The 21,203-nt window shown below is 42.7% G+C and carries 19 protein-coding genes; 6 read left to right on the plus strand and 13 right to left on the minus strand.

Annotation, left to right across the window (positions count from 1 at the left end; translation table 11 throughout):
* The 5 genes from ACSBOP_RS19915 to ACSBOP_RS19935 all read right to left on the minus strand — a co-directional run bounded on the left by ACSBOP_RS19915 (position 1) and on the right by ACSBOP_RS19935 (position 5,380).
* On the minus strand, positions 1-696 hold the full coding sequence (locus tag ACSBOP_RS19915; protein ID WP_442604541.1) for a response regulator transcription factor: 696 nt from the start codon (positions 694-696) through the stop codon (positions 1-3).
* A 165-nt stretch (positions 697-861) separates the two neighbouring features.
* Entirely contained in the window at positions 862-2,091 is a 1,230-nt protein-coding gene (locus tag ACSBOP_RS19920; protein WP_442602219.1) for an MFS transporter, read from the minus strand.
* A gap of 111 nt (positions 2,092-2,202) precedes the next feature.
* Positions 2,203-3,336, minus strand: a complete 1,134-nt coding sequence (locus tag ACSBOP_RS19925) for a PTS sugar transporter subunit IIA (protein ID WP_442602220.1) — start codon at positions 3,334-3,336, stop codon at positions 2,203-2,205.
* A 146-nt stretch (positions 3,337-3,482) separates the two neighbouring features.
* On the minus strand, positions 3,483-4,142 hold the full coding sequence (locus ACSBOP_RS19930) for a rhomboid family intramembrane serine protease (protein WP_442602221.1): 660 nt from the start codon (positions 4,140-4,142) through the stop codon (positions 3,483-3,485).
* Positions 4,143-4,177: 35 nt separating this feature from the next.
* Positions 4,178-5,380 (minus strand): MFS transporter, encoded by a 1,203-nt coding sequence (locus ACSBOP_RS19935; RefSeq protein WP_442602222.1) that lies wholly within the window; start codon positions 5,378-5,380, stop codon positions 4,178-4,180.
* 183 nt (positions 5,381-5,563) lie between these two features.
* On the opposite strand from ACSBOP_RS19935, the gene ACSBOP_RS19940 reads away from it, so the two are divergent.
* From ACSBOP_RS19940 to ACSBOP_RS19950, 3 genes are read left to right on the plus strand one after another with little or no spacing between them, the layout of a single operon-like run.
* Entirely contained in the window at positions 5,564-6,739 is a 1,176-nt protein-coding gene (locus tag ACSBOP_RS19940) for a MalY/PatB family protein (RefSeq protein WP_442602223.1), read from the plus strand.
* 53 nt (positions 6,740-6,792) lie between these two features.
* On the plus strand, positions 6,793-7,986 hold the full coding sequence (locus ACSBOP_RS19945) for a MalY/PatB family protein (protein WP_442602224.1): 1,194 nt from the start codon (positions 6,793-6,795) through the stop codon (positions 7,984-7,986).
* Positions 7,987-7,988: 2 nt separating this feature from the next.
* Positions 7,989-9,200: a VanZ family protein gene (locus ACSBOP_RS19950; RefSeq protein WP_442602225.1), complete on the plus strand. Its 1,212-nt coding sequence runs from the start codon at positions 7,989-7,991 to the stop codon at positions 9,198-9,200.
* Between the two features lie 164 nt (positions 9,201-9,364).
* Here ACSBOP_RS19950 and ACSBOP_RS19955 read toward each other — a convergent pair whose 3' ends face one another.
* The 3 genes from ACSBOP_RS19955 to mscL form a co-directional block, all read right to left on the minus strand.
* The gene (locus ACSBOP_RS19955) at positions 9,365-10,060 is read right to left on the minus strand and encodes an SDR family oxidoreductase (RefSeq protein WP_442602226.1); all 696 of its coding nucleotides are present in this window, start codon (positions 10,058-10,060) and stop codon (positions 9,365-9,367) included.
* Between the two features lie 88 nt (positions 10,061-10,148).
* On the minus strand, positions 10,149-10,490 hold the full coding sequence (locus tag ACSBOP_RS19960) for a hypothetical protein (protein WP_442602227.1): 342 nt from the start codon (positions 10,488-10,490) through the stop codon (positions 10,149-10,151).
* Positions 10,491-10,590: 100 nt separating this feature from the next.
* Entirely contained in the window at positions 10,591-11,034 is a 444-nt protein-coding gene (gene mscL / locus ACSBOP_RS19965; protein WP_442602228.1) for a large conductance mechanosensitive channel protein MscL, read from the minus strand.
* Positions 11,035-11,162: 128 nt separating this feature from the next.
* On the opposite strand from mscL, the gene ACSBOP_RS19970 reads away from it, so the two are divergent.
* A complete protein-coding gene (locus ACSBOP_RS19970) occupies positions 11,163-11,780 on the plus strand; it encodes a DUF3298 domain-containing protein (RefSeq protein ID WP_442602229.1) in 618 nt (205 codons plus the stop codon).
* Positions 11,781-11,857: 77 nt separating this feature from the next.
* Here ACSBOP_RS19970 and ACSBOP_RS19975 read toward each other — a convergent pair whose 3' ends face one another.
* On the minus strand, positions 11,858-13,147 hold the full coding sequence (locus ACSBOP_RS19975) for an NCS2 family permease (protein ID WP_442602230.1): 1,290 nt from the start codon (positions 13,145-13,147) through the stop codon (positions 11,858-11,860).
* Positions 13,148-13,410: 263 nt separating this feature from the next.
* On the opposite strand from ACSBOP_RS19975, the gene ACSBOP_RS19980 reads away from it, so the two are divergent.
* Positions 13,411-14,901: an MDR family MFS transporter gene (locus ACSBOP_RS19980; protein WP_442602231.1), complete on the plus strand. Its 1,491-nt coding sequence runs from the start codon at positions 13,411-13,413 to the stop codon at positions 14,899-14,901.
* 129 nt (positions 14,902-15,030) lie between these two features.
* On the opposite strand, the gene ACSBOP_RS19985 is transcribed toward ACSBOP_RS19980, so the two are convergent.
* Both ACSBOP_RS19985 and ACSBOP_RS19990 read right to left on the minus strand, forming a co-directional pair.
* Positions 15,031-16,290: a Gfo/Idh/MocA family protein gene (locus ACSBOP_RS19985; protein WP_442602232.1), complete on the minus strand. Its 1,260-nt coding sequence runs from the start codon at positions 16,288-16,290 to the stop codon at positions 15,031-15,033.
* A 251-nt stretch (positions 16,291-16,541) separates the two neighbouring features.
* Positions 16,542-16,841: a dipeptidyl aminopeptidase gene (locus tag ACSBOP_RS19990; RefSeq protein WP_442602233.1), complete on the minus strand. Its 300-nt coding sequence runs from the start codon at positions 16,839-16,841 to the stop codon at positions 16,542-16,544.
* A gap of 128 nt (positions 16,842-16,969) precedes the next feature.
* Between ACSBOP_RS19990 and ACSBOP_RS19995 the strand changes: the two genes are divergently transcribed.
* Positions 16,970-17,308: a DUF1904 family protein gene (locus ACSBOP_RS19995; RefSeq protein WP_442602234.1), complete on the plus strand. Its 339-nt coding sequence runs from the start codon at positions 16,970-16,972 to the stop codon at positions 17,306-17,308.
* Positions 17,309-18,191: 883 nt separating this feature from the next.
* Here ACSBOP_RS19995 and ACSBOP_RS20000 read toward each other — a convergent pair.
* Together ACSBOP_RS20000 and ACSBOP_RS20005 are read right to left on the minus strand one after the other, a co-directional pair.
* Complete coding sequence (locus ACSBOP_RS20000; protein WP_442602235.1) at positions 18,192-18,452, minus strand: metal-sensitive transcriptional regulator; 261 nt, start codon at positions 18,450-18,452, stop codon at positions 18,192-18,194.
* Between the two features lie 15 nt (positions 18,453-18,467).
* On the minus strand, positions 18,468-21,029 hold the full coding sequence (locus ACSBOP_RS20005; RefSeq protein WP_442602236.1) for a CoA-disulfide reductase: 2,562 nt from the start codon (positions 21,027-21,029) through the stop codon (positions 18,468-18,470).
* Positions 21,030-21,203: the final 174 nt, after the last annotated feature.

Genomic DNA, 21,203 nt, shown 5'->3' on the forward strand with positions numbered 1-21,203 from the left:
TTATTGCCCGTCCCATTTGTATCCAATACCCCATAATGTCTTAATCCACTCGGGATTGGAGGGATCATGCTCGATTTTCTCACGCAATCTGCGCATATGTACGTTAATGACATTCTCGTCGCCGTAGTAATCATCTTTCCATACAAATCCGTAAATTTGCGCTTTCGTGAACACACGATTCGGATTTGTGACAAAAAGCCTCAGAAGATCAAATTCTTTGGATGTTAATTTCAGGGGCTCGCCTGATTTTGTTACGATCATGCTCTCTATATCAACGGTTAAATCACCAAAAGTTAGTACTTGGTCCTGTTTCGGCTCTGGACTTGAATATTGGGTTGCTCGGCGAATCATCGCTTTCACACGGGCTGCAAGCTCAATCATCGAGAAGGGCTTAGCTATATAATCATCCGCTCCAAATCCGAGACCCAGCGCCTTATCCACATCACTGTCTTTGGCAGACATAATGAGAATCGGCACAGCGCTTTGTTGGCGAATAATCTTAATGACCTCCATCCCATCGAGCTTCGGCATCATCAGATCAGAAATGACTAGATCAAATGATTGCTGCATAAACGCTTTGACGCCATCCTCGCCTGTAAACGCATGGGTTACTGCGAATCCTTCTCTGACTAAATAATTTTCTACCATTTCAACAATAGATTCATCATCTTCTATTAATAAGATCGAATGCTGCATAGGTGTATTGTCTTTCCTCACTTTCTACTCAAGCTCTCTATTCCATTTCTTAACTATACCATCCCTCAGCTTTCCTTGTCTGCGATACACAAACAAAAGGGTTGTCCCTTCGTCTCTTAAGACAAAAGGACAACCCTGACCGCACGAAGATTTAGGTTCAACAAGCTAGACACCGTCGCGTCTAACCCCCTGCCATTTCGGTAGTTTCCACCGTAGAACAGCTGCTAGCAACGCAACAACGAGCAATATCGAAGTACTTACAAGGAGTACAGCTGTTGGCACAGCCACGAAATCTGTTAATACTCCACCAAGAAGCGGACCTATGATAATTCCTACTGCGTGGAACATATTAAATAGCGCATAAGCAGCACCGTAGCCTCCTTGTTCATCCTGATCGACCAAGATACCCAGTGTCGCGAGTGTTGGTGACAATGTAAATCCAATCAAGGCACCTACAACTGCCGCACTGCATAGTTCTTGCCACAATGTCTTTGAAAAGACAAGCAGTGGCAAGGCCAGCGCTAGACAGGCAACTCCCACTAACATAATGATAAAAGGGTTATACTTTCCTGCGAGTGCGCCTGCAATCGGTGCACTTAGTCCATATGTGAGCGTCATCGCACCGAACACAAAACCAATAACCGCTGGGGAAAATGCCATTTGATCTGTTAAGAATACAGGTAAGACAGGTTCTAACAACGTCATTGAACTTTCAGCAAGTAAGATCACACAAGCAATGAAAACAACTGACTTATTACGGAGTAAATGGAACGTACCCATACTTTCTTCCTTCGCGCGTTCAGGCTCACGCATCAAGAATATGACGAGCAATGCAGCGACAATCGTTAATCCACAGGTGAAGAAAAACGGCAGCATCGTTCCTCCGAACTCAAATAACCATCCACCAAGAGGCGCACCCATAAGAGATCCGGTGGATATACCTGTAAGCGCAATACCCATGGCCGTGCCCCGCATTTGCGCAGGAAAAATATCTGCTAAAAAAGCAAGAGCTGCAGTCCATGTTGCAGCGGCAGCAAGGCCCTGAACAAAACGTGCCACAATCAGCACAAACATCGTATCCGCATAAGCGAACATGATTGTTGATATGGCCATACCGACTAAACCTACGATAATCGGAGTACGTCTACCGATCTTGTCACTTAATGGACCAAAAAATGGTGTTGCAAGAAACAAGGCAACAGCATAACTTGCGAATAATACACCCATCATTGTCGCAGAAGGCTGCAGCTTCTCTTGGAAATAAGGAATAATGGGAATGACAATACTATAAAGCAGCATGTCAATGAAAAGAATAGCGATGACTAGAGATAAACCGACCCACTGGACGCGACTCATCTTCATTTTTGCTTTTGTTTCGTTCTGACTGACTGACATGGTTTCACCTCAACCTAATTTCCTTGTAAACTATGTAAACAAAAATAGTTTTTTTAGTAACACCTTATTTTACCTAATCCTACATGAAAAATCAACCTAACCATCACATCGTCACATGCCTCGAATGCCAATTAATTGCAGCAGATGCCCGAGACCCCGATTGAGCCATGCAATGGGCTCAACGACAAATACATACATGAGTATTCCTGTGATTGCGATACTGCATAAGGGTAAGAGAAGCAGCCACTTTACCTTTTCTAATTGGATTGGAATGATTCGAATCAGTTCAGTCAGTGCCGTGACAACATAGCCTGCTAGCCAACCAGCTGCTAGCCCCCCAAGCAGACCGCAGCCTGACGTCTGTGCAATCATGCCCCCTACGATACCCGGAGCAAACCCCGGTCTGTCCGCGATACTCACCGAGATATAAGCCGCTAATACAGGCACAATGAGTGAAAGAGCAATGCCTCCACCAATTTGGGCTAACATGACAGCCAGCCAGCTCGAATTGGCACTCGGATCTGTTACATCTATACCTAACATAAGGCTCAATATGAGCAGAAGCCCGCCACCAATAACAAGTGGAAGTACATGCGAAACACCACATGCAAGATGGTAATAAAATTTGCCCCATACCCCAACTGCCGTACGCTTACTGCGACCGTATGTTGGACGATTGCCTGTAATCGGGTCTAAGATAGCCATGCCCATCTGTTCCATGGTCACATCAGAATTAGTCGAATCTTCCATATCGATTTGTTGTTTATCAGCAAATGGAGGTTTATATAAAGCATCTTCCTGCATGGCTATCACCTCTATGGCTTGATTGGGTGTAATAGCAGCAGCAAGATTAGACCGGAAATCAGGCTCTCCTATACAAGCTGCCAAATGGGAAAGCATCTCGATCTGTAATTCACGCTGCTCCGGTGGGGTCACGATCATAAAAAACCAATGGGCCATTTGATCATCGAGCGATTCATAATCAAGGCCCACCTCACTGTAACCGTATACGAGTTGTAAAGACTTCACAGCAGCTGTGACTGCATGAGGAATTGCGACACCTTGTCCAAATCCTGTGGAGTCGAGTACTTCCCGTGCAATAATCGATTCTTTTAACGCTGCGACATCTTTTACATGCCCCTCATCCGACAGCGCGGCGATCAGTTCATCAATTACAGCTTCCTTCGTCTTCGCGCCCAAAGATAGAATGACGAGTTCCTCCGTCATCAGGTCTGCCATTCTCATCGCTGTCACGTACTCCTTCTCTCATTTAAAAGTGTATAAAAAAACGAATTACTTGCATTAGCATGTGCAAACTCCAACAAAAAAACAGTGACCATAGAAAAAACTACAGTCACTGCTTCCGTTTCTTATTTTTCAATGTGGAGTAATTAATGTCGAATAATGGAAGACTCATCTCCTGAACGCTTGCGAACCCGTCTCTTGATCGATAAGACAATAAGCGCTAGCGACACAAATCCGCCGATAAATCCACCTAAATGCGCATACACATCTACATTCGGTGTGATAATGGAAGATAAGAAACCCGCTCCGATAATGATCATAATCGTCTGCTTCGTTGCTTGATCCATGATGTCTTTACGGAATAAAGCTAAAAATAAATACGCCGCATAAATCCCATAAATCGCACCTGATGCCCCTGCCCCAATATAGTAATCTTTGTGTAACCATGCACTGAATATATTGCCTACGACTCCACTCACAAGATACAGCACCAAATACCTGATTTTACCGAGCATAATCTCCAGTGGTGGAGCGAATATGATCATTGCAAAGCTATTAAAGAACAGATGTCCTAACCCAACATGCAGGAACATTGCCGTAAAATAGCGCCAAAACTCGGGATGAAGCCCTGGTAAATCGAACATCGCTCCGAACTTGATGAGTGTTAACGAATCTTGTGAAGAGCCATACAACTGCATCAGGAGGAACATGATCACTTGAATAGCAAGCAGTGCTGTGGTGACTGGGTAATAACGAATGTATTCCTTGAAACTTTCTCTGCGCGCGAACATAACGGTATCGCTCACATCCTCTCCATTTAACAACCATTGATTTTTGATCGCTAAGCTTCTAAATCTATGTTGTCCATTTTCCTACTAGCACCAAACTTGGTTTGGAAAAATGATACCGTAAGTAAGCAAGCAATCGTCAACATCGCTAAACCGATAAACATCATGCTGCTAAAATCTTTAATTCCAAGCGCAAGAATGAGCATAATGATTCGTGTGAGACAAAGGAACCATTCTCTCCATACTAACATACGAGACTGCTGGACAACACCTAAGCTGCTCACAGCCTTAATTTGATCACCCGACCAAACGGTAATAAAGTAGAACATCCCCATCGTTGTAATCACATTCGCACAGATCCGTGTCACAGGATCTTGAACAAGCATTAACAACATCCCACTAGTGAGCAGAGCTACCGCCACTGTCAGCCAGCGATTGGACATGAACTTCAGCTTTTTGTATAGTACCAACGCTACGAGCGCAAACAACGTATACATCATATTTAAAAGTGCAATTTCCGTCTTATTTTCTGTCACACTAAATGTGAACAACAAGGCGAATAAACCTTGAAATTGAAGAATAAAGCCAGCTGCAAGACACGATAGAATAAACCACTTTGCACCTGATATGTTGAAAACTTTACGGATTCGCATCTCCTTCCAAAACGACCCTTTACTCGCCATATATGGAATCAATGAAACCTGCGGTAACTTCGTCGAAAAAAGCAACATCAGTGCGACAAAGAAAAACATGACAACAAACGAACCCGAGTACCCCATCCACTTAATAACAAGCGCCGATAAAAGTGGAACTGTCATGTTTAATATGTTACCTGTTATCGCGCTAATCGCCATATAGTTGCCGAAGTCTGTACCCTTACCTAAAGTCGATAAGCTAATATTTTGACCTGCCGAGAAAAATCCTTGCATAAGCCCAACTGGAATCGCAATACATGCAATCCAAAGCATTTGATTATCAAGCTGCAGCAGCGATAACAGCACAAATGCAATCGCACCCGAACATGCTGATAAGCCGTACAGCAATCGGATCGTTCGCCCAAACAACAATTGCGAAGCCATTCCATAAGCGATACCCCAGGCGACGAATAAGACCAAATTAAACCATGTCACATCAAAAATATGATTGCCCTGTTCCCAGATGTACAAGTTCACGAAAATCCCGATATAGATAATCACGATATTGGACACTACACCCATCAACAACAAGCTTCGTAATTCTTTCGATAAATTCATCATGCGTCCGCCTTTAGCCTGACATGGGTCTCTCTCATTCCAAATTGTATGAAATCACAAAGTTAGCTATACGTGGTCATTATACAATCAACTCTAACTAGTTGGAAATGTTTATTCATAATCTTGTAAATCCAAATTTTCCCTCGTACAATGAAAGCATCTTAAGGGGAAAAGAGGGTACTTACAATGCGATATAACTTTGATGCAATCATCGATCGAAATCATACTTTAGCCGCTAAAACCGATATGAGGATGAAATATCATGTTCCTGAGGATGCTCTCCCGATGTGGGTTGCCGATATGGATTTTGCTTCCCCGCCAGCGATAACAGATGCAATTCGCAATCGATTGGATCATCCTATTTACGGATATACTCATTTAGGAGATAACGGTCATGAAGCTGCAGTCCAGTGGATGAAGACACGTCACAACTGGACAATTGAACCTCAATGGATTGTACACGCTCCAGGAGTTGTTCCCGCACTGAACTGCATGGTTCGCGCATTTCTAAAACCAGGTGAAAAGGTCATCATCCAGCAACCGGTATATCCGCCATTCGTAAGTGTAGCCACTAACAATCATTTCGAGTATTTGAACAATGAGCTGCAAGAGATCAATGGCAAATATGAGATGAACTTAACCGACTTCGAGATGAAAGCGGCTGATCCCGCTACTAAGTTATTCATTTTATGCAATCCACACAATCCTGTTGGTCGAGTATGGAGTAAGGAAACTTTACTTCAAATTGCTGACATCTGCATCAGACATCAAGTCCTGATTGTAGCAGATGAAATTCATCATGATTTGGTATTCAAAGGCAACACACACATTCCAATTGCTTCTCTGTCTCCTGAAATCTCTCAGCAGACGATTACATGCACAGCACCGAGCAAAACGTTCAACATCGCAGGGCTACAAGCCGCTAACATCATCATTGAAAATGCCGATATACGTACTGCTTTTGTACGTGAGCTAGCGCGAACAAGCTTAGAAACCCCGAATGTTTTTGCTGGGATTGCATCAGAGGCCGCTTATCGTGAAGGAGCAGAGTGGTTAGACCAAGCGCTTGACTATATAGAAGAAAATAAACACTATGTCATGAACTACATCCAAGAGAAGCTCCCGATGCTGCGTGTATTTGATTCAGAAGCAACTTATCTCCTCTGGATTGATTTTAATAAACTTGAATTACAGCCAAAAAGGCTTACACAGTTCCTTAATCACGAAGCCAAAGTTTGGCTCAATGCAGGTTCAACGTTCGGATCAAGCGGCAATGGATTTGCACGTATGAATATTGCGTGTCCAAGATCCATTGTAATTGAAGCGATGGCACGTATTGAGAGAGCGATTAGGTTGTCATGAGGATGTATAGTGGATACAATAAAATTATCTTACTATTTTCGGAGGCCTCTTAGATGACATATGATTTTGACAAAATTGTAGATCGTAGTTGTTCCCATTCTGTAAAGTTTGACTCTAAATTATGTAACCAAATTCCTGAAGAAGCCATTCCAATGTGGATTGCTGACATGGACTTCGAAGTCGCTCCTGCAATAGCAAATGCTGTCCGCAAAAGAGCTGAGCATGCTGTTTTTGGTTACTCCAAATGTTCAGAAGCATATTTTGAAGCTGTCGTAAGTTGGATGCGTGACCGCCATGACTGGGCCATTATGCCAGAATGGATCGCGACTGCCCCTGGCGTTGTGCCTGCACTGAATTTTATCGTCCGCGCTTTCTTAGAACCGGGAGACAAGGTTATCATTCAGCAGCCTGTCTATTATCCTTTTATGAACATCATTACTTCTAATGGATTTGAATACCTGAACAATGAGCTTCAACTTGTGAACAACCGCTATGAAATAAATTTTGAAGATTTCGAAAAAAAGGCGCAAGATCCACATACCAAAATGTTCATTCTGTGCAATCCGCACAATCCGATTGGCAGAGTGTGGAGCAGAGAAGATCTAACAAGGCTTGCCGACATTTGTCTAGCCAATCAGGTCCTTATCGTCTCTGATGAAATTCATCATGATCTTGTGTTTCCTAACAGAGGCAATAAGCACATCCCGATCGCTTCGCTCTCACCAGCAGTATCCAAACGTACCCTTACATGCACAGCGCCGAACAAATCGTTCAATATCGCAGGTTTGCAATCCGCTAACATCATTATTGAAGATACGATCCTGCGCCAAAGCTTCGTCAATGAAGTGTGTAAATCCGGTGTAGGCACCTTTAACCCATTTGCACTCGTTGCAGCGGAAGCAGGTTATCGTGAAGGTGGACCCTGGCTGGATGCAACGCTTGCCTATATTGAAGGAAACAAGCAGTATGTCATGAAATTCGTCGAAGAAAAATTACCAAACTTGAGCGTCCTAGACTCAGAATCGACTTTCCTTCTCTGGATCGATTTCCGGAAACTCGGTATGGATAAATTGGAGCTCCAACGCTTCTTACGTCAAGAGGCGCTTGTGTGGCTGGATTCTGGGTTTATCTTCGGTGAGCTTGGTGCTGGATTTGAACGGATGAATATTGCATGCTCCCGTCGTATCGTGGAAGAGGCTATGAACCGAATTGAACATGCGGTTAATAAGCTTTTGGTACTGAGCTAGACATGAATGCTTATTTGTTTCCCATAAAAACAGCTCTGATCACTTTTCCGATCCTAGCTTTTTTCATTACATTGCCGTTCCTGATCTACCAATATCATAAATACAGTTACATAAATTGGCTGCGTGCTCTCGTACTGTATTCCATGTTGTTATTCTTATTAACTGCATTCTATCTCGTCATCCTGCCGCTGCCGGATGTTCGCAATACATGTGCCCTGCAAAAACCGGGTACAAAGTTCATGTCACTGCGCCCTTTTCAATTTGTGAATGATTTTTTAAAAGAAACCAAAGTGAATTGGGCACAGCCCATGTCTTATCTTCAGCTTTTCAAAGAGCGCTCGTTTTTACAAGTGATCTTTAACTTTGTGCTTCTTCTGCCGCTTGGTGTGTATTTAAGATACTACTTCCGTCGGACATGGGTTAAAGCGCTGATTATCGCTTTTGGTACATCCTTATTTTTCGAAATTACACAACTGACAGGCTTATACGGGATTTACAATTGTCCCTATCGTTTATTCGATGTTGATGATCTCATGCTCAATACAAGTGGGGCGATGTTAGGCTTTGCCATTACGCCTTTGTTTACTTTCTTTTTGCCGAAATCGAATCAATTGGACGCAAATGTAGATCTGACCACACGTCCAGTTGCATTCATTCGCAGATTGATCGCTTTGCAGATTGATTGGATCATTATTAGCATCGTGACACCAACGCTTGCATTCTCGACATCCTGGTTCATGCCTGCATTTATTATAGGTTCAGACATGTCAGTCACATCACTCACTTGGCTTGGGATTGTAATCTTCATTTACTTCATTGTAATCCCGTATCGAAACAATGGGTTTACGTGTGGGAAATGGATTCTTCGAATTAGAGTAGCAGGTCAGCATGAGCGCATTTCGTTCATCGAATTGTTGGAACGATACGGGCTATTGTATGGAGGTTTGTTAGGCGCTCACATCTTGATCACGCCCATCGGTGGGAGAATATCCAGCGGCGTTATCGTGATCATTCTAACGTTCTTGATCTTTGCCATCGATATATTCGTGGTGTTCGATGTCATTAGATGCTTGATCAAGCGTCATCGCACACTCTTCTACGAAAGATGGAGCGGAACGCGTAATATTATTGTCCCTCCAAAGCAAAAGGAGCTGACTGACACCGCGGAAGAAGCAAGTGAACCCGCTTCTGAAGATGACAATGAAACCGTCTAGTTGCTGTAAAAATAAGGAAATTTCCTTCTGATGTAAATGACATGCAAATTGACGTGCCAACTGGCACGTCTTTTTTGATAATTGAGCATTTTGCATAATTCCATTTTTAAATTACTGCAAAAATGCTCAATAAAAAACCTGGCTTATGATAGCCAGGTCCTTGCTTATTTTTGATTTTTAATAACAACTTCAGTTACAGTTAGCGATTTCCGTGGCTTAATATTATCCATGATAATATCCGCGATATCATGTGGGTCCATTAATTTCTTGGTTTGTTCCTCTGAAAATATTCCATCCCAAAACTCCGTCTTCATACCGCCCATGTATACCGCAAATACATGGATAGCCGTTTTTTTCAATTCTAGTGTTAGACTCTCTGTAAATCCCCTAACACCAAATTTACTGGCGCAATACACGGATTCCGTTACTTTCCCTTCTTTACCGGCAGTAGAAACAATATTAACAATGGTTCCTTCATTACGGTCTTTCATCCCTTTTAACACTTCTTGTGTGCAAAAAATGGTTCCTTTTAAATTAATATCGATCATTTGATGGACGGAATCTTCACTCAAGTTCTCTGCATCATCAAAATATCCAACACCCGCGTTATTAAACAGCAATTGGATGGGTCCAAGATCGCCTTGTATGGACTGAATGATCTGAGCAACTTGTTGTTTGGAGGAAACATCCACCTCATAAATAGAATAACCATGTGTTAAAGTTTTAGCCGTTTGCTCAAGCTTTGATTTCGTCCGACCGAGTAAACAAATGTGATAGCCTAGACTGGAATATTTGTAAGCAAGTGCAGCACCTAATCCACTGCCAGCGCCTGTTATAACAACAATATTATTTTTGCTCATACTTATCATCCTTTCGTGTAGTTCATTAGTTCATTTTAGCATAAAAAGAATCATCTGCTTGAAACCAAATTAACTGCACTCCTTGACGCTACCTATTAGATATATTTTCAATCCATTTATCTGAAACAACATAATTTGCAAATAACAAGACAATCACAATATATCTAAAAGCTATATTATCCGATTTAAAAAAATAAATAGCTGCTGATGCTAAAACTATCAAAAATATTGTTCTAACAATTAATATGAATTTGATTTTTTTATATTTTATTTGATTTATTTTATTTGATTTGAGTAATGTAAGTTTATTTTTATCTAATAATAAACTTACATAAAAATTATCATATTGTTGTTTTGAGAAATAATAAAGACCTATTAACAGAAGTAATATAACTACTATTGCAAAAACAATCAGTATGTAAAAAAGCATAATATATGTCTCCTTTTTAAAACCCGCAAGATGGACACTTTTTTAAAGTGTTTATCTTGCGGGTTTTTGTACAAGTCAAGAAGGGTTTTTAATATAATGCCTAAGCTTCTTTTACTTCTAAATGAGACGTGCAGTATTTACAGCGAGTAGCTTTAATTGGAACTTCAGACAAGCATTCCGGACACTCTTTGACAGACGCCGGCTTTGGCTCTTCTTTTTTACGAAAACGTAAGATTTGCTCCAAGACCATGAAAATCACGAATGCAATAATGAGGAAATCCAAGAAATTGGAAAGCAAGTTTCCATAATTCAAGGTTGGTGCATTAGCTGCTTTTGCTGCATCTAACGTATCATAATGTTCCCCATTAAGCGAAATAAACAGTGTTCTGAAATCCACTTTCCCTAATATTAATCCAATAAGCGGCATGATGAGATCGTTAACAATGGAAGTAATGACTTTACCAAAAGCACCCCCGATAATGACACCGATGGCTAGATCAATCATATTCCCTTTAAACGCAAAATCCTTAAACTTTTTAATCATCTTCAAATTTCTCCCTTCATTCGTTCCTTATTCAGTATTTCCGAATTTCTGCTGCTCCTACATCTGTTCCACAAAATAGAGGAAAAACCTTCCTCTTCACTCTATTTTTACGATAAGGATGTGTTTAGATGCCTACCTTCCAACCACCCGTCATCATTCATACAAGGACCCTCATTGCTCGTAATACCATCATTTATTATCCTGTTGTAACCGGACTTACTGACCCTGCTATCCAGCAGCACATCAATCAAACGATTTTACACGTTATGCACACATTAATGCAACAGCAGACGCATAAGCAAGATTCTTCCATTAGTCAAATGATTGGCGGTTATGAAATCAAAACCAATGAACGCGGCTTACTGAGCCTCACTCTCAGCAATTATGCCTTTTTGACACATCATGCCCATGGACTCACCTTGCTGCAGTCTCTTACCTTCAACATTCACACCAGACGCAGCTACACGCTTCAAGATTTATTTAAACCGAATAGTGACTATGTCAAAGTCTTATCCGACCTCATTGGCGTACAAATAAAAGAACGTCAAATCCCCTTACTTGGACCATGGAAAAGCATCCGTCCCGATCAATCCTACTACATTGCGGATAAATCGCTCGTTATCTATTTTCAAGAATATGAGATTAGTCCTTACTATGTCGGCACCCCGATGTTCCCCATCTCCGTGTACAGTATCGCGGATATCATCGATGAGAATGGACCTCTTGGCACAATGAGTGCCGAATGACTGACATGCAAGAAAAAAGCACAGTTGATGAGAGGATATCCCTCTAACAACTGCGCTTTCTCATGTCTATATGCGTGTTATCCCACAGCATGGAACACCAAGTTTAACAAGAACAATAGAGCAATAATCATTAACGGTATACCCACTTGCTTCCATTTGCCAGTTGCAATTTTTAAGATCGGATACAGTATAAAACCAATTGCCATGCCATCTACGATGCTAGACGTAAGCGGAATAGTCGCGATAACCAAGAATGCCGGAAGACCTTCTGTATAATCTTCAAAAGGTATCTCTTTCACGCTCTGGATCATCAGACCGCCTACAAGAATCAGGACTGGCGCAATTGCCGTGTCCGGAATCAGCTTAATAAACGGAATAAAGAACAAGGACAATAAGAATAACATACCTGTCGTTACGGCAGTAAGTCCTGTTTTCCCACCCGTTGTAATTCCCGCTGTACTTTCTACAGCTGACACGGTAGGACTCGTGCCTAATACACCTGACGCCACTACAGCAAGGGCACTGGCCTGCAAGGATCGGTTAAATTTCTCAGGCTGCTTCAACATTCCGAGCTGCCCGTGAATCAGACCCACATTTTCAAAGACAAGCACAAGCATGATCGAGAACGTCGCAATCCAGAAGGCAATTGTTCCTATACTTCCAAAGGACATCGCACCGATTGCCGAAAATGAATCACTTAGTGACATACTCGTTTGTCCTGCGTCTTCAAAGTTAATGGTTCCGCTAAGTGCAGCAAAGAGCGTACCCATCGCAATGCCGATCAGCAAATTGCCTGGAACATTCCGTACGAAGAGAATGAACATCACAATGAGCGTCGCAATCGTCAGCAGCACATGTACTTGACTCAGATCACCAAGTGCCACGATCGTACTCGGATTAGCTACGATGATGCCGCCTTTTTGAAGACCGATAAAAGCAATGAACAAACCTATTCCTACAGTAATCGCCTCTTTTAAGGAACGCGGAATCGCACGTTGAATCAGAGCGGATAACGACGTAAATGCAATGATTGTAAACAGAATGCCTGAGACAAACACAGCCGCTAAAGCTTCCTGCCACGAAAGGTGAAGTCCATGCACAACCGTATAGGTGAATAAGGCATTAATCCCCATTCCAGGTACGATTGCAAGCGGACTATTTCCCCAGAAACCCATTAACAAGCAACCTACAAAAGCCGTAAGCCCTGTTGCTACAATTCCAGCTTCAAAAGGAATCCCTGCATCTGCCAAGATTGATGCGTTTACCACGACAATGTAAATTGCCGTAATAAAGGTAACAAAACCGGCCATCATTTCTTTTTTCACATTGGTGTTATACTGGTTTAAACCAAATAATCGATTCATCATCCCTTTACTTCCTTTTAATAAACAGCCCCTCAACCCACCCAAACAGCAACTTTCTGCCATCATAGCAGTTATTATACCAGATATATGCAACCCCTGTGTGTGATGGAAAAGGTGACCTCTGAGAATTATTATTGCGCACTTGTCTCATTCTAACTCTATTAAGGGTCTAAAGTTGGTTGACGGATAAAGGAAACTCAGGTATCTTACTAAAGGAAATTAGACACAAAGCTAATTAGCTCATATACATAAAGGAGTGATGGCAAATGAGTGTAGTACAGACAAATAAAACAATGGTCATGATCGCCATAATGGTTGCCACGTTCCTCACCGCCATTGAAGGCACGGTCGTCAGTACCGCAATGCCTAAGATCGTCAGTGATTTGCACGGCCTTGAATTAATGAACTGGGTATTTTCGATTTATTTACTTATCTCCTCTGTTACCGTACCGATTTTCGGTAAATTTTCAGACTTATTTGGACGTAAGCGAGTATTAGTTATCGGAGTGCTTATTTTCCTATTGGGGTCCACATTATGTGGATTTGCGATGAACATGGAGCAACTGATCATTTATCGCTTTATACAAGGGATCGGTGCTGGTGCGATTCTACCTATATCCACGATCATCATTGCAGATCTGTATCCGTTTGAAAAACGCGCGAAGATGATGGGGCTTGTCGGTTTCGTATGGGGGGCTGCCGGCATCATCGGGCCGCTTGTTGGTGGATTTTTCGTCGACTTTGTGAGTTGGCACTGGATTTTCTTTATGAACATTCCATTTGGCATCGCAGCCATTATTCTTATCTTTATTTTCCTCAAAGAAAAAATGGAGAAAACAAAAAAATCGATCGATTATTGGGGCGCGCTTACGTTCTCAGCTGGATTATTAGCTCTCTTGTATGGGGTACAAAAAGGCAGCGAGGATAACAACTGGGTATCTCTTACTGTGCTTCTCTTATTCGCAGCATTCCTGATCTTCATGGCTGTGTTCGTTATCATTGAATCAAAGGTCAAAGAGCCGTTGATTCCACTTACCATCTTCCGATCAGTTGCGATCACATCATCCAATACGATTACATTTTTCGTACACGCCATTCTCATTGGTTTGATCGTCTATGTACCGATGTGGGTGCAAGGTGTACTCGGGTTTGGCGCAACAGAATCAGGGTTGATCCTTATGCCCATGTCGATTACGTGGACGTTCGGTTCCTTTATATGCGGCAAAATCATAGCCAAAGGTTTCCGAATCACATCGATTATCGGTACAGGGGTGTTACTGCTAAGCACCCTATGGTTGTCTACCGTTCATATGACGAGCTCGCATATTAACTTCTACTTCGTCTCTGCTTGTATTGGTATTGGTTTCGGGATTACGGTTACGCTCTATACCCTTATTGTACAATCTGCGGTAGAGCCTAATATGCGCGGGGTCGCTACCTCATCTAGCATGCTGTTCCGTACACTTGGCCAAACCATCGGTATATCCATATTCGGCAGTTACTTTAACATTGCCATTGCGCATCACCTTAGCACTAATCCTGCGGGTGCAGGCATTGAAGCTGCACAGATGAACCAACTCATTAATCCTGTTTTGGCGAGCCAGCTGCCCGATGCCACACGAACTGCACTGCGTGAAGTGCTTGTCTCGGGCATTCATGAGATTTTCCTCATTTTAATTGGGATTGCTGCATTCTCACTCATCTTAACGGCACTGCTACCGCGCAATGCGCAAGAAGCACTTAAGGGCAAGGCCTAATATAGGCCTATTGTAAAATACAAAAAAGCGGCTTACTTCGCTCCCGTGTTCATGACGGGGGAGCAAGTAAGCCGCTTTCTTATTGTTAGAGTGTGTTCAAAAAGTCTGATACTGCGGATAAAAGAAGCACTAGATAGTCAATAATTGTTTCGCATAGGTATTCAATTCAATCGGCTTCCCACCGTTTAAGCGGGACTCCTCCGCTGCGAATGCCATCAAATGACTACGTACAGAGGCAGATGCAGAAGTCAGGCCTTCTTGCCCGTTATATCCGCGCACTTCCTGCAAGAAACTCCGCACGATACCGCTGTCTCCACCGCCATGACCACTCGTCTGGACTGGGATCGTAATTTCTGTTTTCTGATGCGTAAGAAAATCATATAGTGTAATTTTATCTTCTTCTGCACGAAGTTCACCGTGCGTACCCATAATTTGAATGCGACGCTCCTGCTCAAACGTAAAACCACACATACTGAACATCGCAGTAGCACCGCTCGCGAACTCCATATTCACCACTTGATGATCCACAACATTGTTGTCACTGCGATACACACAGCGTCCATAATCGGTCTCACGCAAGCCTTGAATGATGTTCTCTCTTGTTAGATCGGGTGTAAAATGACGTGCCCAATCTCCAAACTCTTGGCTAAAATAAAACTTCGGTGCGGAGTACACACATGTCGTTTCCACTGGGCAATCTAGACAGCGAGCTGTCGATCCTTCCGGCGCGTTGCATTCATGGAAGTGCATCAAGGAGCCAAACGAACTAATGCGAGTACAAGGCTCATCCATAAGCCAGGACAAAACATCCATATCATGGCAGGATTTAGCGAGAATCATCGGACTGGATTTGTCAGAGTTATTCCAATTCCCACGTACGAAACTGTGTGCAATATGCCAGTATCCCACGTTCTCATTCAGTTGAATCGATACAACATCCCCAATTCGCTTCTCGGTGATGAGTGCCTTGATTCTGCTCCAGAGTGGCGTATAACGCATGACGTGACAGATCGTCAGTAAACGATCATTCTTTTTTGCCGCAAGCTCCATCTCCAAGCATTCTCTTGGGCTTGGTGACATCGGTTTTTCTAAGAGCACATGATACTTCTTATTCAGCGCTTGAATCGTCGGCTCATAATGCATGCGATCCTGTGTACAAATTACCGCAATATCTGCCATTTGCTCTTCTGCAAGCAATTGCTCCCATGATGCATAACAACGACCCTCTGCGATACCGTGAGTTTCTGCTGCTTTGGCAAGTCTTACCGGATCAGCTTCAGCAACAGCTACAAATTTCAATTCATGTGGGTAATGAAGTGCATAAGGTGCATAGCTTTCGAATCCTCTCGCACCCGCGCCAATTAACACTGCAGTTAATGGACTACTCATGGTATCTCTCTCCCCTTTGATACACTTTGAACTATTTTTCAAACCCCATCTTTTTCAGCATTGCTACATTGTTATTTTCGGTTGCATTTTTATCCAAAATATGTATAATACCCATCCTAATATACGATTTTTTTGTTGTCAATTAGAATTTTCTGAATATTTTGATCCGAAAAAAATCAACTAAAAGGGCTGTCCCATTGGTCTATTCACCCATGGTACAGCCCCTTCTATCTTGCATCCAAGTATTAGCCCTAATAAGGGCGGTTCAGGTTCATTAAATTTTGCAGCAAATTATCACGTGTGCGGTCTGGGCCATCTTCAATAGGTTCGCCCATATCCAACTTCTTCACATGAATTTTGTAATCGCGATCTGGAGCTACTGGGTGAAAATTCGTTGTACCGCCAAACGGCTCAACCTTATATCCTAATTCATCGAACATCTTAACGAGCTGCTCTGCTGAAGGTTTCTTGGGTTCTTGTTGTTCGATTAGACCCCGAAATGCCTTCGTCTCTCCTTCACGAATAACTTCAAAATGTACAATACATTCCATAGTGTCCGCTCCTTTGCGTTAAATCCAGATGTGATGGACATCATATTCCCATACAAAATTTCTATTATCGTTAACATTATAGTACTATTACTGCATAGAGAAGTAAAATCGAAAGGACTGAACTTAATATGCCACACATCCTTGTAAGAGGTATTCAAGTCGAGCAAATGTGCGAGATCAGTACGCCACTTGTTACCGAGCTCGCAGAATTGTGCGAATGCGATACGGATAATTTCATGATTGAAATCTTGCAAACAACTTCTGTTTTTGGAGGCAAAATCGTCGAAACTTACCCGTTCATCGAAGTCGCTTGGTTCGAGCGCGGCAAGGAAGTTCGTGACTCATTCGCCGAAATTGTCACCAAACACGTGCGTTCCCTCGACATTCCCGAAGTTGAAATTGCGTTTACAACTTTTCAGGAAAGCAGCTACTATATCAATGGTGTAAGCTGTTCGGACGAAGAGTAATTTAGCTACCACCTAACTGAATCCCTAACAACGAAGAAGCAAGCACACACGTACATGACGATGAGCTTGCTTCTTTGTTGTCTTTTAAATCAAATTAAATATTACCTTCTTAATCAAAACAGAAAGGTGGTTATCTATGGAACTTATATTAATATTGTTTCTCTTCATAATCATATCATCCCCATTTTGGGGGATATATGGACTTCGTAGAATTAGTGAAGGATACACTTATGATGAAACATATGACAAAACAACAAACATACTTCTAGTCATCTTCGGTGTACTCGAATTATGTTGCTTTTATCTGATGATTGAAAACAGCATATTTCGTCGGTTGCCCATATGGGTTGAAGTCCTATTGTGCCTCATAACCGCTTTAATGGGCTTAACATCAAGCATATTAGTACTTTTAAAGAAATCAATTAAGGTTTCCTATTATGTTCTAGCTGTATTAATATTTATAATTAGCGTGTTAATTTTCTTATATTTTATCTTTGGTCTTATTCTAATCAGCAGCTGGAAAACATTCTAAATCATTCAAAGATCTTTCTAATTCGGAGCAAAGTACGACCAAATAGCTACTATACTTCTCCTAACTGCAAGCCTAATCGAGGTATGTTATTTATATGTTCATTTCAACCGACTTACTATGTTCTTGCGGTACTTTTACTAGCCATAAATATCATTATTCTTTTACTTATAACTGCTTCCTTTTGCGGTGAATAACGACCGAGCGAAGCGAACAAAACGGTTCCGTAAAAGCGAAGCGTTCGCCTTTGTCCCCGGATTTTCACCACTTCAAACTTCATTCAAGAAATCCGGGGACAACAGCGATTGGAGGAACGTTTTGTTCGCGCAGCGGTCATATTTTTGCAAAAGTAGATTACCTCGTCTTCACCAACAAATCGACAGCCTGCTGAATAACCGCATCCGTACTGTTCCCTTTTTCCAATTCTTCTTTGATACAATGTGATAAATTGTCTCCTACCACGAGACCAATCGAACGATCCACTGCTGTACGTACAGCAGATAACTGCGTGACGATCTCGCGACAGTCCTTTTCATTTTCCATCATACTGAGCACACCTCGAATTTGCCCTTCGATGCGGCGCAGACGATTTTTCAACGAATCGCTATATTCCATAACGTTCACTTCCTCTTATATAAATAAGTTCAAACCAGCGTCCTCGGCATCGCCTAAATAGCTAGCCACCCCGCCATATTCGATTCCATCTAATAGCTCTTCCTGCTTCATACCCATTATATCCATGCTCATCGTACAAGCAACAAATTTTACGCCAGCTTCTTGTGCGTTTTTCATCAGTGTTGCCAGAGAATCAACATTTTTACGCTGCATCGCGTGTGCAATCATTTTTGGGCCCATACCCGCCATATTCATCTTGGACATCGGCAAATGGCCGACACCTTTAGGCATCATCATCCCGAACATTTTTTCCACAAAATCCTTGTTTACCGGCGGCGCATCCTGCTTCCGTAGAATGTTCAAGCCCCAGAACGTGAAGAACATCGTCACTTTCTTGCCCATCGACACTGAACCTAAAGCAATAATAAACGAAGCAATCGCCTTATCCAAATCACCGCTAAACACGACCAAAGTCGCGCCATCTTTCGGATTTGCAGGCATCACTGTAGCTGCAGATGCGGTTTGTGAGGATAAAGCGTTCGATACTTCCTCAGTCGTTGACGCTACTTTTCGATCTCCATCACCTTTGCGGATATGTGCATGCACCGTATTATTTTGCACAGACGACTCAAGTAATTCATGGCCTTTTTTCTCACACCACTTCCGAATATCTGCCGCAAAACCTGGGTCAGTCGCCTTCACTTCCAATACTTCGCCTGCCTGCATTTTTTCAACCGCATTGTATACTTGTAAAATAGGACCTGGACACTGCAAGCCGCAAGCATCGATCGTCACACTTGCTTGGACAAATGTCCCCGTATGAGACTTCGGCTGATTAAATGCTGCTTCAGCAGCTCTCACCGTTTCTTGACCGCTTGATCCACCATTATGACGTCCATTCCCAGTGGACATTCCACGCCGTGCTTCATTTTCCCGAAACACACTCGCATACGTGCGATATCCACCATCCAAGTTCTTCACTTGATAGCCATGTTCCATCAGAATTCGCGCAGCGAGATAGCCTCTTAATCCTACCTGACACGATACATACACGGTCTGATTCTTTGGCACTTCCGCCATTCGATCGCGCAAGTCATTCAACGGAATGTTGATCGAACCGGCAATAAAGCCCATTTCCCGCTCAATCGCATCACGCACATCAATGAGCAGGCCACCTTCGCGAATGATTCCATCGATCTCATGCCACTGCACCGTCTCCACAAGACCCTCGATTAGATTCGTTGCCACATTGCCCGCCATATTCACTGGGTCTTTAGCAGAAGAATACGGAGGGGCATAAGCAAGCTCTAATTCAGGAAGATCGAATACGGTCAGCCCACCTTTCATCGCAGTTGCGATCACGTCGATGCGCTTATCTGCTCCATCGAAAGACACCGCTTGTGCCCCTAAGATACGACCCGATTCTTTTTCAAAAATGAGCTTGAGAGAAATTGCAGCCGCGCCCGGATAATAGCTGGCATGCGAACTGGGATGAACATGAATGACTTCATATGAAGCCCCTACTCGCTGTAGTGTTTTCTCATTGTTCCCTGTTGCTGCAACGGTCAGATCGAATATTTTTGCAATCGCAGTCCCTAATGCGCCCTTATAACGCACATTACGACCATTAATAATATCTGCAACAACATGACCTTGACGATTCGCCCCCCATGCCAGTGGGACAACAGTAGGTTGACCATTAACAAGATCTGTCACTTCAATCGCATCCCCAATTGCATAGATGGATGGATCATTCGTCTGCAGCATGCTGTTCACTTTAATCGCACCGCGCAGTCCAAGCTCTAGACCCGCATCTTTTGCAAGGATATTCTCTGGCTGTACCCCGATCGCTAAGATGATCATATCAGTCTCCAGCTCTCTGCCACTGCTAAGTTTCACGAGCTTACCTTCATTTTCAAAAGATTGCACACCATCTTCAAGCAGCAGCTCCACACCTTTGGCACGCATGTGCTCTTGCACAATACACGCCATCTCATAATCGATCGGTGCCATGACTTGCTTACCCATCTCCACTAACGTTACCTGAATGCCTTGTTCCACGAGGTTCTCGACCATTTCCACTCCGATAAAACCGCCACCAATAACGACAGCTTGCTTCGGATGATTGTGATCGATATGATCTTTGATCCGATCTGTATCTGGAATGTTACGCAGTGTAAACAAATCTCGTGCTTTTTCTATGCCTGGTAAATCCGGTTTGATTGGCTTCGCCCCAGGAGAAAGCACCAGCACATCGTAGGACTCTTCATACGCCTCATTCGTACTTAAATTCGTTACCGTGACCGTCTTGCGATCCCGATTAATGCGAGTCACTTCGCTCAAGTTACGAATATCCAGTTGAAAACGCTTCGACATCCCTTCCACTGTCTGTACGAGCAGCTTCTTCCGATCTGTAATCGAACCGCCAATATAATAAGGAAGCCCACAATTCGCGAACGAAATGTACTCGCCACGCTCGAACATAATGATCTGATCTTGTTCATTTAAGCGACGAAGTCGTGCTGCTGTAGTCGCACCTCCAGCAACGCCTCCGACAATAATTACTTTTTTAGACATCATTCATCCTCCTTAATTAAAATATACCCACTGGGGTATATAATACCTATGGGGGTATTATGACACAAGTGACAACGCCTTGTCCAATGCAAATATTGCACCAAAACCAATCCAATTATTGCTATTTGGTGAAAACAATAATTAATGTTTCCTATTACGAGTTTTAAAATGTTC

It is taken from the genome of Paenibacillus sp. KN14-4R (assembly GCF_052180255.1).
Classification (GTDB): Bacteria; Bacillota; Bacilli; order Paenibacillales; family NBRC-103111; genus Paenibacillus_AM.